At 46.4% G+C, this 13,197-nt stretch carries 12 protein-coding genes and 1 tRNA gene; 7 read left to right on the top strand and 6 right to left on the bottom strand.

Annotation, left to right across the window (positions count from 1 at the left end):
• Window positions 1-51: 51 nt before the first annotated feature.
• Window positions 52-981 carry a glycosyltransferase family 2 protein gene (locus tag BLR32_RS09395; RefSeq protein ID WP_089830950.1) on the bottom strand — a complete coding sequence of 310 codons (930 nt, stop codon included), beginning with the start codon at window positions 979-981 and terminating at the stop codon, window positions 52-54.
• A gap of 73 nt (window positions 982-1,054) precedes the next feature.
• On the opposite strand from BLR32_RS09395, the gene BLR32_RS09390 reads away from it, so the two are divergent.
• Window positions 1,055-1,336 carry a hypothetical protein gene (locus BLR32_RS09390; protein WP_089830948.1) on the top strand — a complete coding sequence of 94 codons (282 nt, stop codon included), beginning with the start codon at window positions 1,055-1,057 and terminating at the stop codon, window positions 1,334-1,336.
• Complete coding sequence (locus BLR32_RS09385) at window positions 1,336-2,118, top strand: queuosine precursor transporter (protein ID WP_089830945.1); 783 nt, start codon at window positions 1,336-1,338, stop codon at window positions 2,116-2,118. The genes BLR32_RS09390 and BLR32_RS09385 overlap by 1 nt, the downstream gene beginning before the upstream one ends.
• 10 nt (window positions 2,119-2,128) lie before the next feature.
• Here BLR32_RS09385 and BLR32_RS09380 read toward each other — a convergent pair whose 3' ends face one another.
• The 4 genes from BLR32_RS09380 to BLR32_RS09365 all read right to left on the bottom strand — a co-directional run bounded on the left by BLR32_RS09380 (window position 2,129) and on the right by BLR32_RS09365 (window position 5,344).
• Window positions 2,129-2,572: an NUDIX domain-containing protein gene (locus BLR32_RS09380; RefSeq protein ID WP_089830943.1), complete on the bottom strand. Its 444-nt coding sequence runs from the start codon at window positions 2,570-2,572 to the stop codon at window positions 2,129-2,131.
• A 3-nt stretch (window positions 2,573-2,575) separates the two neighbouring features.
• A complete protein-coding gene (locus BLR32_RS09375) occupies window positions 2,576-3,514 on the bottom strand; it encodes a magnesium transporter CorA family protein (protein ID WP_089830941.1) in 939 nt (312 codons plus the stop codon).
• A 27-nt stretch (window positions 3,515-3,541) separates the two neighbouring features.
• Window positions 3,542-4,327 (bottom strand): diaminopimelate epimerase, encoded by a 786-nt coding sequence (gene dapF / locus BLR32_RS09370; protein WP_089830939.1) that lies wholly within the window; start codon window positions 4,325-4,327, stop codon window positions 3,542-3,544.
• 138 nt (window positions 4,328-4,465) lie between these two features.
• Window positions 4,466-5,344 carry a nucleoside phosphorylase gene (locus BLR32_RS09365; RefSeq protein WP_089830937.1) on the bottom strand — a complete coding sequence of 293 codons (879 nt, stop codon included), beginning with the start codon at window positions 5,342-5,344 and terminating at the stop codon, window positions 4,466-4,468.
• A gap of 92 nt (window positions 5,345-5,436) precedes the next feature.
• On the opposite strand from BLR32_RS09365, the gene BLR32_RS09360 reads away from it, so the two are divergent.
• The 5 genes from BLR32_RS09360 (at window position 5,437) to BLR32_RS09330 (ending at window position 11,957) form a co-directional block, all read left to right on the top strand.
• Window positions 5,437-5,507, top strand: a tRNA-Cys gene (locus tag BLR32_RS09360).
• Window positions 5,508-5,809: 302 nt separating this feature from the next.
• The gene (locus BLR32_RS09350; RefSeq protein ID WP_089830933.1) at window positions 5,810-6,250 is read left to right on the top strand and encodes a hypothetical protein; all 441 of its coding nucleotides are present in this window, start codon (window positions 5,810-5,812) and stop codon (window positions 6,248-6,250) included.
• On the top strand, window positions 6,250-6,561 hold the full coding sequence (locus BLR32_RS09345) for a type II toxin-antitoxin system HicA family toxin (protein ID WP_089830931.1): 312 nt from the start codon (window positions 6,250-6,252) through the stop codon (window positions 6,559-6,561). The genes BLR32_RS09350 and BLR32_RS09345 overlap by 1 nt, the downstream gene beginning before the upstream one ends.
• A 410-nt stretch (window positions 6,562-6,971) precedes the next feature.
• On the top strand, window positions 6,972-8,525 hold the full coding sequence (locus BLR32_RS09340; RefSeq protein WP_089830929.1) for an MFS transporter: 1,554 nt from the start codon (window positions 6,972-6,974) through the stop codon (window positions 8,523-8,525).
• 864 nt (window positions 8,526-9,389) lie between these two features.
• Window positions 9,390-11,957, top strand: coding sequence for a BamA/TamA family outer membrane protein (locus BLR32_RS09330; RefSeq protein WP_089832108.1), 2,568 nt, complete (start codon window positions 9,390-9,392; stop codon window positions 11,955-11,957).
• 30 nt (window positions 11,958-11,987) lie between these two features.
• On the opposite strand, the gene BLR32_RS09325 is transcribed toward BLR32_RS09330, so the two are convergent.
• Window positions 11,988-12,779 carry a hypothetical protein gene (locus tag BLR32_RS09325; RefSeq protein ID WP_089830925.1) on the bottom strand — a complete coding sequence of 264 codons (792 nt, stop codon included), beginning with the start codon at window positions 12,777-12,779 and terminating at the stop codon, window positions 11,988-11,990.
• Window positions 12,780-13,197 lie beyond the last annotated feature (418 nt).

The following is a 13,197-nucleotide window of genomic DNA, read 5'->3' as shown; positions in this document are numbered from 1 at the left end:
TAAATGCGTTATTGTAACGTGTACTCTGTATTCTGTACTCTGTATTCCCGGTCACGCTTCCTGCCTGTGCACTGGCTCCCAATACCCTTTCAACACATCGATCCTGAACTGTATTACGGGCCATGACTTTGCTGGTTTTCCCTGCAATAAGTAGTATGCGCCTATCACAACAGATGCGCCCAGTTTAAACAGGTATTCAAGGCTTTTTTTGTGAACAGCCATACCTCCTTCGGTCGCCATCCGCACTTTCTCTCCACGGCCGATACCAGACGCAACGCGGTACATATATTCAGACGTAAGTTTTTTCACTTCCACCACGTGGTGTACAACCGCAGACGGATCGTAGTAAATGACTCCGCCTCTTTCGATCAGCTTATAAAAGAATTCCTTGCCTTCACCACCTACGCGCAATGTGCCTTTCACCCCTGGTAAACTGGTATTAAATCCGCCTACGGCAAAGAAGTCATTACGGCGTACTATCATATTGGATTCCAATGGATAGCGTCCATTCTCGAATGGTTTGGCTACCGGACTGTAGTCGAAGTTGCCCACCAGTGAGGATACATAATGAGACATCCATTTCGGTTCCGATGGGATATAGCGGGGAATGATGCGGCCTCCCAGGCCGGTAGCATCCGGATGTTGTTCGAAGAAGGTGATGATATTCTGCAAATATCCCGGCATGGCGACAGCATCATCGTCCATGCAGCAGATCAGGGCTCCGCGTGACTTTTCAGCGCCGGTATTACGTGCATAAGACGCCCCCTGACGGGTCTCCAGGTAATAATACAACTGCATATCAGGGTGTTCAGCGATGTACGCTTTTACCTTTGCAGCGGTATTATCTTTACTATTATTATCTACGACGATCACTTCATAGCGTTGTTTATCAATATCCTGTTTATACAGACTATCGATGGCCTCGATGATATAGGCTTCTCTGTTATATGAACAAATGACTATTGATATTGCTATTTCCATGAATTAGTTTCCTTTTTTATGTAATTCCACACAGGGAAAGCAAAATAACTGTAATTTATCCGAAATTTCAATAATGGGGCGGTTACGATTCTTTTTAAAGGTGGCCTTTATCTGCAACATCTGTTTCCTGTTAGCAGAGGCATCTTATTATATTGATTACAAGGGGCATTTTTCAGAGTTACTGAAATATATCCTGCTGATGGGCATTGTAGTTTCTTTTCCGCTGAACCTGCTGGTATTGTTCGTGGCCGCTATTATGTTGTACAGGCGTAAAATAGCCTGGGCAGCGCTTCCTCCCTACGTATTTATTGTGAATGCTATAATTTTGATCGTGCAATTTTATTTCCTTTTCTAATGATACAGAACATCCTAAAAGACAGACCAACTAAACTTTTCATCTTCTTTTGCAGCTTTTTCGTAGCTAATGCGCTGATCGCAGAATGCATCGGCGGGAAGATCTTTTCGCTGGAGAAACTGTTCGGGTTACCCGTACATACCTTCACGGTGTTTGGTCAAAGCGGACTATCCTTCAACCTTACCTGTGGCGTATTATTATGGCCCCTGGAGTTCGTAATGACTGACATTGTCAATGAGTATTACGGACCCAAAGCAGTAAAACGGATCTCCTACATTGCAGTAGCGCTGATCAGTTATGCGTTCGTTATGTTTTACGTATCCTTGTCAGTACCTCCGGCTGATTTCTGGATCGGTTCGAATGTGGACAAAGGCATTCCCAATATGCAGCAGGCTTTCGGCGGTATTTTCGGCCAGGGTATGTGGATCATCATTGGTAGTATCACGGCCTTCCTGGTAAGCCAGTTGATAGACGTAACAGTTTTCCATCGCATCAAACGTGCTACCGGTGAAAAGCATGTATGGCTAAGGGCAACTGGATCAACAGTGATATCTCAGCTGGTAGATAGTTTTATCGTACTGTTCATTGCCTTTAAGCTGGGGAATAACTGGAGCTGGCAGCTGGTACTGGCAGTGTGTGTGGTGAACTACATTTACAAATTCACCGTTGCCATATTACTGACGCCTGTGATCTACTTCATAGAAGGACGTATTGAAAGCTATCTGGGTAAGGAAACTACAGCCCGTATGAAAGAAGCTGCTATGGGCAAGTCAGCAGAATAAAGCATTCCGCTCAATAGCGCTGTTTCACAATATCAGCAACTACTTTATCAATGGGAAGGGTGACTGCTTCGGCGGAAAACTCTTCCCAATTTATCCATCTGGCGCCTTCCACATCGCGTTTATCTTCGGGAATAACGAAATCAAAAGGTTTGTCCAGCACAGGAAAATTGAGTTCCGACAAAGGTTTTACGAGGTAGTAGATGGAGATGATCTGGGAGTTATCACCAAAAGCAGAGCGCTGGAAGAAATCGGTTGTATAGATGTGTTCTACGACTTCCACTTCAAGTCCCAGTTCTTCCTGGAACTCACGTACCACACATTGCAGGGTACCTTCTCCGAATTCCAGCCCGCCGCCGGGGAATTTGGTATAATATCCGCCACGGATATATTCATCAGTAACGAGCACCTGTTTCTGCTCATTCATCATTATGCCGTATACGCGAACATTAAACATCGTTTAGAACCATTTCTTCTTCATGAAATACCAGCTCATGATCACGGAGATCACGATCGACAGTATGACCGGAATATAGAAAGCGTGTGCTGAGTGGGCAAACGGGATCTCTACGTTCATACCGTATATACTGGCTACCAATACGGGGAAGGTCAGAACGATGGTGATGGACGTCAGGCGTTTCATGACCAGGTTCAGGTTATTGGAGATGATGCTGGCAAAGGCATCCATTGAGCTACTGAGGATGTTGGTATAGACGTTCGCCATTTCCAGCGCCTGTGAGGTGTCTACGATCAGGTCATGCAGGAATTCCTTCTCGTCTTCATTCAATCCCAGGAAGTTGGTACGTTCAATCTTCATGAGCAGCAGTTCATTACTGCGAAGGGCTGTTAGAAAATACACCAGGCTTTTCTGGATCCGCATGATGTAGAGTAACTCTTCGTTACGGTTACTGTCATACAGTTTTTGTTCCAGGATATTCCTGCGCTGGTTGATCTCTTTCAGGTAGTCCAGGAAGTTCATGGTCACCTTTTCGAAGATCTTCAGCACCATCATGTTCCTTTTCTCAGGATGACGGTTATGGAAGGTATTCAGGAAGCGGTTGATGGCCGCATTATCGAATGAATTGACGGTCAGGATCTGGTTGTGCGTAAGGATGATCACGATAGGGATGGTAATGTAATAGGCATCGCTCTCGTTGATGGAATTATTTTCCGTGGGCGTCTTGATAACGATCAGCTTTACATTGTCCTCCAGTTCGTAGCGCGACTTCTCATCGATATCGAGGGAGTCGGTGAGGAAGTCAAGAGGAATATCCAGTTCTTCTGACAGTAGTTCAAATTCCGACTGTTTCAGGGGAGGGGTAATATTCACCCAGGCCCCGTTTTCAGGAGTTGATATTTCTACCGTACGCGCGTCTATATTTTTGAAATATTGGATCATCCGGCCGCAAAGGTAGATTAATTAAAGTTATGGTAAAGTGATATTTCCCTCGAAAACAAGGGTTGCGGGTCCGCACAGCCAGATATTATTGTAGGACCTTTCACCGGTTTTGGTAAAACGCACTTCCAGATTTCCGCCCAATGTCTGCACGGGTATAACATATTCTTTCTGCTCCGGGCCTGCAGTCATCAGGGCTGCAGCAGTGACGCCGGTACCGCAGGAGTAGGTCTCATCTTCCACTCCGCGTTCATAAGTACGAACGAAGATGCCCTGCTCCAGGGATTGAACAAAGTTAACATTGGTGCCTTCTTTGGCAAAGCGGTCGTTATAGCGGATGCCTCTTCCTTCAGTGTATACGTCTACCGACTGCACGTCGTCTACAAACTTAACGAAGTGAGGGGAGCCGGTATTGAGATAGGAATAGAGAGAGCCTAGTTCTACGCCGTTCACGTCCTGCATTTTCAGGTTCACCCAGCTATCACCTTTGAGGGTAGCTTCATGCGGACCGTCTACAGCCAGGAAACTGAGTTTTTCGCTGCTGAGACCCATTTTACGGGCGAAAGCCACCAGGCAGCGGCCACCGTTCCCACACATACTGCTCTCGCGACCGTCAGCGTTGTAATATTTCATTCCGAAATCATAGCCCTCCTGGGTATTGAGGAGCATCAGTCCATCTGCGCCGACACCAAAACGGCGGTCGCACAGAAATTTTACCTGCTCTTCCGTCAGAAAATTATACTCGCCTTTCCGGTTGTCCATGATCACAAAGTCATTGCCGGTTCCCTGGTATTTGTAGAAATGAATTGCTGACATAATGCGCAAAAGTAAGTCATTTAGGTGATAGTCAATAGTCCGTATACAACAGGCCCGGGTCTTTACTACCCGGGCCTGTTGCTTGACATGGTCAACAGTTGATGGCTGACGAAGTCAAATTTACGGGACCTATGATAATCAGAGCTTTTCTATGATGGCTAAGGATTGTTTGATGAGGTTCTCAACTACCAGCGCACCGTCTTTGGTAAATTCCTGCCTGATACGGTTGGCCACAATAGCGCTGATAGACAGGCAATCATGTCCCAGTACGCGGCCAAGGCCATAAATACCGGCAGTTTCCATTTCAAAGTTGGAAATGTAATGATCGCCATGACGGAAGGCAGTCAGCTGTTCCAGTAACTGAGGGTGGGAGAGCGGTCCTCTCAGCGCACGTCCCTGAGGAGCATAAAACCCTGGACAGGTAATAGTAATGCCGCTGATATATCCCTCTGTAAAGCGTCCTGCGAAGCTATTAGCAGCACTTAAGAGGTAAGGGCTGGCGCTACCCGGGCGCAGGTGTACCTGCTGCCTGAAAGCTTCCAGGAGGTCTTTTTCGGCGGCGGTATTCTCAAATTCATACCAGGGCAGGAGATTGTCCAGACCTACACCGTGGGAGGAAACCACGAAACTGTCTACCGGTACATTTTCCTGCAGGGCGCCGGAAGTACCTAAGCGGATGATTTGCAGCCGGGTAAGGGACGGTTTTACGGTCCGGGTACTGAAGTCGATATTTACCAGGGCATCCAATTCATTCAGCACGATGTCGATATTGTCTGTTCCGATGCCGGTAGATACGACAGTGAGCCTTTTTTGTCCGATATAGCCGGTATGGGTGACAAATTCCCTGTGCTGATGTGTGCTTTCTATACGATCGAAATGTTTGCTAACTTCGGGTACGCGATCAGGGTCACCTACCGTGATAATAGTCGTGGCAAGCTCTTCTGGCCTGACATCCAGATGATATACAGCACCCCGGCTATTCAATATCAGTTCAGATTCTGCAATACGTTTATTCATGGTTATCTGATAAAATTGTGAAATAGATTTGGCAAATATCTAAAATTTACTACTTTTGCAATCCCATCGAACGGATGGGCGCACAAAGATAAGGTTTCGTGGCCGAGTGGTCAGGCTGAGCTCTGCAAAAGCTCCTACAGCGGTTCGAATCCGCTCGAAACCTCGAAAAGGATTACAGAAATGTAATCCTTTTTTGTTTTATGGCAAGTTGACTTCCCGGTTTCCGCCATCGCACATAACCCCATTCTACTGTTTCCCATTAATAGACTCGCGATTGCAATATTGTCCCGTATATCCATTAACGTTTCTTCCATGATCATTGACTCAAGTTTACTGATTTGGCTTTCGGAAGGAGGCTTTATTGAAATGAACAATGAGGAGGGAAGGAATGGAGAATGAACAAAATGAACTGAAATATCCCGGAAAGCAGGGTGTACATTTGTTGCTGTAAATAATTATTGATTTATGTTACACATTGTAAATGATCGTACCCAGGCTAGCGTATCGCCAATGGCCTTCAAGACAAATGGTGAAACCGGTGTTGCTAACACCAACCCTCAAAAGGGTAAACAAGGAGTAGCCAAAGTTATTGACTTAAACCAAAACAAATCAGTTATGTTATCGTATTCTCCCCAGTTGATTATCTCTGATCAGAGAACTTATTCACTTCATGCTCCTTTATCTTCTAAGCTGAGCCGCGAAGATAAATATTTTATGATCGAGAATGAGATGTTAGGGATAGTGGCTACAGGTAGAACTGAAGCAGAAGCTGAGCACGATTTTGCGCAGGAGTTTGACTTTATTTATCAGCGGTATAATGAATTATCCGATGGTCAGATGTCCGAGAGAATTCAGCGCATTAAAACCGTATTAAATACTATTGTTAAAGAAGTAACTTTAAACTAATGGCAGCATTACAAGCACAAAAGACAATGAGAAACCTGCTTAGTAAAGGTTTTGTAAAGGCAGGAGGTGACCACCAGTATCTGGAGTTCTGGCACAATGGAAAATATGTCCTGCAAACATTTTGTAGTCATAATGATCAGGATATAAATGACTACTTAATAGCCAAAATGAAGAAACAGTGCCATCTCGGGAAAGATGACTTTCTCGATTTGGCCAACTGTCCCTTATCGGAGGAAGGGTATGTCAAAAAGCTGGTCGACAAAGGTACTTTGACAAGCAAAGACCTGTTGGCGGCAACGAATATTAATTAAAGGAACGGCGGCAGATTCACTAACTACATCCAATACTCATTGAAAACAGACAAATTGTTAACCCCCCAATGAACTCTCTCCCAACATTCCCCCTTGTCCCAAAATGAACGTTTTAATCCCAAAATCGAACGGATTTTAACAAAGTACATTTGTTAAATAATTCATTTATAGGTAATTAATAACTGGCATTACATTAGTTTTTCCAACTAGTGCAAATAATGCCCGTTATGATAAAAAGCTTCCTCAAAATTGCGCTCCGTAATCTGGCGAAAAATAAAACCTTCAGCATTATCAATATCACTGGCCTGGCAATAGGTACCCTCTGTTGCATTTACATTGTAACGTACGTCGCCGTTAAGAGCCTGAGGGCGGAATGAGTTCGGCGTCCTTTTTTGTCCTAACTTCCGTGAATGGCAACAGTATCTCTCTCCAGCGCAGCTGGCAAATGGATCATGGTATCGACAATCATGGCCTCTGCAATGGCCTTTATTGATGGTACGGCCCTGAATGTGGTCCTGCCCGCTATTCAGAAAAGCATGCACGCCTCCGGTCCTGACCTGTTCTGGATGTTGAACGCCTACCTGTTAATGCTGGCGTCGCTGATGCTGATCGGTGGTTCGCTGGGAGATAAGTTAGGCCGTAAAAAGATCTTCATTACCGGTATCCTCATATTTATCATCGGTTCTACTGCCTGTGGAATGGCGGGCAATGTAACGCTACTGATCGTCTTCAGAGTACTACAGGGTATCGGAGGAGCGTTGATGATACCCGGCAGTCTTTCACTGATCTCTTCCTCCATCAATGAAGACGAAAGAGGTAAAGCTATCGGCACCTGGTCGGCCTTTACTACCGTAGTCACCATCGGCGGACCCATACTAGGCGGTGCATTAGCTGATGCCGGTTACTGGCGTTATATCTTTTTCATTAATGTACCCATAGGCGTTTTAGCAGTGCTTATCCTCTGGAGGAAAGTAAAGGAAAGTATTGCAGATGATGATGATAAAACACTGGACTTCCCCGGTGCTGCAGCCATTGCATTGGGATTAGCGGCTATTACTTTTGGCTTCCTGCGTATCCCCGAGATCGGATTTAATAACTGGCAGGTGCTTGTTTCATTAAGTGCAGGCCTGCTGCTGCTGGTCGCTTTCATCATTATAGAGCAGAAAAGCAAACATCCGATGATGCCCTTGTCGCTGTTCAGGAACATGACCTTCTCCGGGGCCAACCTGCTGACCCTCTTTCTCTACGCCGGACTGGGAGCCGGTATGTTGTTTCTTTCTCTCAACCTGGTACAGGCGCAGGGGTATGATCAGTTGCAGTCAGGACTTACATTCTTACCCTTTACCATCCTGATGGTGTTCGTGGCCCGCTTTGCGGGTACGCTGGCCGATAAATATGGTCCCAAATTGTTACTGACTATTGGTCCGGCTATTGCCGGAGCTGGGCTGCTGATGTTGTCTTTCGTTGGACAAACACCCGGACCATCCGCTTATTTCAGGACTTTCTTTCCTGGTATTGTTGTTTTCGGACTGGGGATGTCTTTTACTGTAGCGCCGCTAACAGCAACTGTGATGGGGGCTGTCAGTGATCAACACTCGGGAACAGCTTCCGGTATTAATAATGCTTTGTCACGTATCGCAGGGGTGTTTGCGAATGCTATATTGGGAGCATTGGCCGTCCTGTTTTTCTCTGGTTCATTGAAACAGGAACTGTCCGCATCACCCCTGAATGAGACCAGTAAGCAGGAGGTCATACAACAGGCGGGTGAACTGGGGAACGCCAAAGTTCCCGCATCACTGAACGAAAAAGATAAAGAGAATGTAACCCAACTATATCATAGCAGCTTCGTATCAGCCTATCAGAAAATCATGCGTATATCTGGATTGCTGGGCTTTCTCGGGGCCTTGATGTCAGTTGTATTTATTAGAAATAGCGCGGTTAGGGCGAGTCCGGTTCCGGATTGATGATTGTTTGATCGTAATGTATGAATTCCGGGAGCATGCGACATGGTATCCCTGGGGTGCCATGGGGGCTAAAAACATGGGTTCCCGAATTTCACATCGCGTTGCAAACGTGGATTCCGGGGATGCACCCGCGTTACAAACAACGGGCCCGGGGATGCATCCCGCGCTACAAACACTGGCCCCGGGGTTTCACCCCGCGCTACAAACACTGGCCCCGGGGTTTCACCCCGCGCTACAAACACTGGGACTCCTGACGGAGTCCGATTATGTTTTGTTAATGACATTTGTTATAAACGCGGGTTCCGGTGATGCACCTGCATTACAACACTGGCCCCGGGGATGCATCCCGCGCTACAAACACTGGCCCCGGGGTTTCACCCCGCGCTACAAACACTGGGACTCCTGACGGAGTCCTATTATGTTTTGTTAATGACATTTGTTATAAACGCGGGATTCCGGTGATGCACCCGCGTTACAACATTGGCCCCGGGGGGCATCCCGCGTACAAACAATGGCCCCATCCGAGGTGGGCCTGGCTTGTTTTTAATGGCATTTGTTATGAACGCAGATTGCCCGGGGTTGCGCACACCGGCTCTCGGGAATTGCCCCCCTTAATGATATCAACCGCAATAGAACAATGTTTCTGTAATACCTGTTTTGCATAAGGCGGACCTGATGCTGGTTAGCTGCCAGCGCTTTCAAATAGAAATTTTTGTGCCTTCTTTGATGGGAGTTATTTTCATTTTCGTATTTTTCGCGTTCCTTCTGAAGGTTATCTGGCGGCACGGCACAAACATTGATATTGAAAGTCTCGCTGGGGTGTCATGTTATCCAGATAACTTATCAATCCGACAAAACAACCGCATGGGCCTAAACAGACTTTTTACTACCCTCGCTATGCTGGCAATTTCCACGGCGCAGGCACAAACGCCTGCAGGCGATAGTATTACCGTAGCTATTTCTCCCGCTTATGATAGTGTAAGTGGCCTACACCGTATGTTATTTGGAGAGAGTTACCGTAAGCTATGGGCTGCCCCTGTAAAGATGAAGGTGTTTTACCTGGAGAAAGAGAAAGGTGGGCTGATTATTGAACAGAAGGGCGGCGGACTGCAAACCAAATCTTTACGGCTGAAAGATGCCAATGGCCATGAGTGGGTATTGCGTACCATCCAGAAATATCCTGAACGCGGACTTCCAAAAAATCTGAGGGCCACCATTGCCAAAGATATTCTGCAGGACCAGGTGGTCACTGCACATCCTTATTCGTCTTTGACTGTGCCGCCACTGGCGGAAGCCCTGGGTATACCACATGCCAATCCGCAGATCGTATATGTTCCTGATGATCCTGCACTGGGCGAGTACCGGCAGGACTTTGCCAATGCGGTGTTCCTGTTTGAAGAAAGAGAACCCGAAGATGCCAGTCGCACGGACAATACAGAAAAAACACAGCGCAAGCTGGAGGAAGATAACGATGTGCATCTTAATCAACAGATCGTGCTGAGGGCAAGACTGTTGGATATGCTGCTGGGCGACTGGGACCGGCATGAAGATCAATGGCGCTGGGAGCGGGAAAAGAATAAGAAGAACGTGACTTATACCCCTGTACCTCGCGACAGGGACCAGGTATACTATAATACCACCGGTCTATTCCCCTGGATCATCTCCCATCAATGGCTGAAATCCAAGTTCCAGGGTTATCATGATCATATCAGGGATATCAAGGGCTTTAACTACAATGCCCGTTTTTTTGACCGCTATTTCCTGAACGGACTGAGTGAGGAGGATTGGAGGGAACAGGTGCATTATGTCCAGGCGACGCTCACAGACAGTCTTATCCGCAGCTCGGTGATGTTGATGCCGGATACGATTTTCCGTTTGTCGGGGGAGCGGATCATCAGTGCATTCATTGCCCGTAGGAATAACCTGGAGAAAGAGGCGATCAGCTATTATAAGTTCCTGTCTATCTATGTCGATGTGCCGGCTTCTGATAAACAGGAACTGCTGGATATCCAGCGACAGCCACAGGGAAAGATGGCCGTAGCTATCTATAAGGTGAAGAAAGATGGTACTACGGATGATCTTATGTATAAACGGGTGTTCGATCCGGCGGTGACTAAGGAAGTCCGCCTGTATGGCCTCGACGGGCACGACGTATTCCGGGTGACAGGCAATGAGCGTTCACCCATCCGTATACGTATGATAGGAGGGAGTGGGGTAGATAGTTTCACCGTGGCAGACGATGTGCCGCGTAAAGGGAGACTATATGTATATGACCGATCTGACGAAGAGAATCATATACCTCCAAAAGGAGACGCGAAGATCAAAACAGCTGCAGATACATCTGTGAATAGCTACGACAAACGCAGTTTCCTGTTTGACAGGTTAGGACCTTTATTCTCAGTGCAGTACAACCCGGATCAGGGCCTGATGTTCCGCGCCAATATGATGTATGAAAAGCAGGGATTCCGTAAGAAACCTTACGCGCAACAGCATCAGCTGATAGCGAGTTATGTGACCGGCCGGCAGGCGTTCCTGTTACAGTACCTGGCTGACTTTAAGCAGCTGATAGGAAAGAATGACCTGCGTGTCAATATCCTTTCCCGCGGACCGCACAACCTTAGTAATTTCTTCGGTCTGGGTAATGAATCTGTTTTTGTAAATGAAGGTGATAAAGAGATTACGTATTACCGTAACCGCTATGACCTGATCAACGGAGATGTAAGGTTATACCGCAGTATTGGCCATCACCTGACCGTTAGCGGAGGTGTTGCAGGGCAGTTCTATACCAGCCGGGAGGCCAATAATAGTCATAAGTTCCTGGGCGCGTACAATGCTACCTTCCCCGGAGAAAGAGTGTTTGACGACCGTATTTATGCCGGACTGGTAGCCGCTATCGAGGCAGATACACGTAACCCGGGTATGATGCCGCGTAAGGGCATTAACTGGCATACGGAGCTGACGGGTATGCAGCAAACGAACAGGGAAAATAAAAGATATGGCAAACTCACGTCTGACTTTAGCTTTTATGTTCCCCTGATCGGTGATTCTACGCTGGTCATGGCAAATCGTATAGCCGCTGGTACCACCTTCGGTGATCCTGCTTATTTCCAGATGATGTCTATAGGCGGCACACAGATCCTCCGCGGCTTTCATACCAACCGTTTTATTGGAAAGACTGCCGTGTATCACAACTTTGAATTGCGCCTGAAATTATTTGACTTCACCTCTTACCTGTTGCCGGGCAGTGTAGGCCTGATCGGATTTAATGATCTGGGCCGTGTATGGATGCCCAGCGAATCTTCCGGCAGATGGCACGACGGTTATGGAGGCGGCATCTATATCATACCGGTAGAACTGTTCCTGATACAGGCGGCAGTCGGCATCTCTGAAGAAGGTGCACTGCCCTATATTACGGCCGGTTTCAGGTTCTAGTATTGTGGTGCCCTCATGCCAGCGTTTTTATTATCCTGTTATCAGGATCTTTCCGCTACCTGCATATTTTACCCGTTCAATCACCGCATCGGAGATCAGCGTACCCATTTCAATGCCTATGGATACTACCAGTGTTTCATCATTATCCAACTTCTTTGCAGTATCCGGTTGCAGTACGATCGTTTCTCCTTTGTATGCCTGTGCTGCTAATCGCCAGGGCGTAGTAAAAGGCTGATTGATCAGCAGGGGGCGACTGGCGGCATAATCGCGGTCAACACCACCATCGTCAAGAATGCCAATTGACAGCACAATCCTGTACATGGGATATTGCCATGGTAATGACAGGTTAATGCCCGGAGTCAGCTCAGGAAGTTGAATGGTAGCAGTAGCCGTATCCCTGTCTATTGTACAATAGATAGGTGGCTTTACCACATTGTTGAAAGGATATCGTCTGTTAAGATTAAACCCGTCCAGCAGATGATGGTATTTTGAAAATTCCGCTCTTCTGGTGCCGAGTGCTCCCTCGGTATCCATCTTCATAATAGACCTGCATAAAGCATTCATTGGAGGAGTAAAATTATAATCTGCCAGGTGCCGGATATGAAATATCGCCAGGCGGATTGAGCAGCCGCCCCTTGCTGCGTCTCCAAATTCATTATTGTTAAGACGCGTCAGCGCAAATTTTGGCGACTTCTCGATCATCTTTCTTGTGGCGCCTCCTTTGGTGCGTAAAATGGTTTTGTCGGAGTCTTTCCGTTGGTAAAAGCTGAACCCTCCTAAACTACCGGAGATGTCGAGCATCTTGTTTTTGACAATGGCCATAATAAGGGAATTAAATTTTTAAATGGTTACAAATAAGGTATGGATTACATTCTCAGATGGAAGTTAACCTGTTTTAAATATACTACTAATATAAGTAATTCCCTTCTGTAAATCATCTACAAACTATTATCAACCCATATATAACCCATATATAATCCATATCTCTTAAATATGGGTTATATATGGGTCATATATGGCTTATATATGGGTTATATATGGGTTATCTCACCGAATACAGTATGATAGAAGCGTCACAAGGATTGTATGAAATAAGTAGTATGTAAGTATCTGTTTTAGTATTTAATAACGCATGGTGTTAATGTGTTATTTGTTTGGTTGAGGCATAAAAAATCCCGTAAACCGGTCAACCGGGTTTACGGGATTCGCAGGAAAAAGTTGGGGTCATCAGGGCATACCT

It is taken from the genome of Chitinophaga filiformis (genome assembly GCF_900102545.1).
Classification (GTDB): domain Bacteria; phylum Bacteroidota; class Bacteroidia; order Chitinophagales; family Chitinophagaceae; genus Chitinophaga; species Chitinophaga filiformis.
The sequence above is the reverse complement of the archived record's forward strand: the minus strand, read 5'-3'. Positions and strand labels throughout refer to the sequence as shown.

Bases quoted from the DNA above. Each gene is read 5' to 3' on its own strand.
- BLR32_RS09340 (WP_089830929.1), top strand. From the start codon at position 6,972: ATGGCAACAGTATCTCTCTCCAGCGCAGCTGGCAAATGGATCATGGTA.
- BLR32_RS09380 (WP_089830943.1), bottom strand. From the start codon at position 2,572: ATGTTTAATGTTCGCGTATACGGCATAATGATGAATGAGCAGAAACAG.
- BLR32_RS09390 (WP_089830948.1), top strand. From the start codon at position 1,055: ATGGGGCGGTTACGATTCTTTTTAAAGGTGGCCTTTATCTGCAACATC.
- BLR32_RS09385 (WP_089830945.1), top strand. From the start codon at position 1,336: ATGATACAGAACATCCTAAAAGACAGACCAACTAAACTTTTCATCTTC.
- BLR32_RS09365 (WP_089830937.1), bottom strand. From the start codon at position 5,344: ATGAATAAACGTATTGCAGAATCTGAACTGATATTGAATAGCCGGGGT.
- BLR32_RS09330 (WP_089832108.1), top strand. From the start codon at position 9,390: ATGGGCCTAAACAGACTTTTTACTACCCTCGCTATGCTGGCAATTTCC.
- BLR32_RS09345 (WP_089830931.1), top strand. From the start codon at position 6,250: ATGGCAGCATTACAAGCACAAAAGACAATGAGAAACCTGCTTAGTAAA.
- BLR32_RS09395 (WP_089830950.1), bottom strand. From the start codon at position 981: ATGGAAATAGCAATATCAATAGTCATTTGTTCATATAACAGAGAAGCC.
- BLR32_RS09375 (WP_089830941.1), bottom strand. From the start codon at position 3,514: ATGATCCAATATTTCAAAAATATAGACGCGCGTACGGTAGAAATATCA.
- BLR32_RS09350 (WP_089830933.1), top strand. From the start codon at position 5,810: ATGTTACACATTGTAAATGATCGTACCCAGGCTAGCGTATCGCCAATG.
- BLR32_RS09325 (WP_089830925.1), bottom strand. From the start codon at position 12,779: ATGGCCATTGTCAAAAACAAGATGCTCGACATCTCCGGTAGTTTAGGA.
- dapF (WP_089830939.1), bottom strand. From the start codon at position 4,327: ATGTCAGCAATTCATTTCTACAAATACCAGGGAACCGGCAATGACTTT.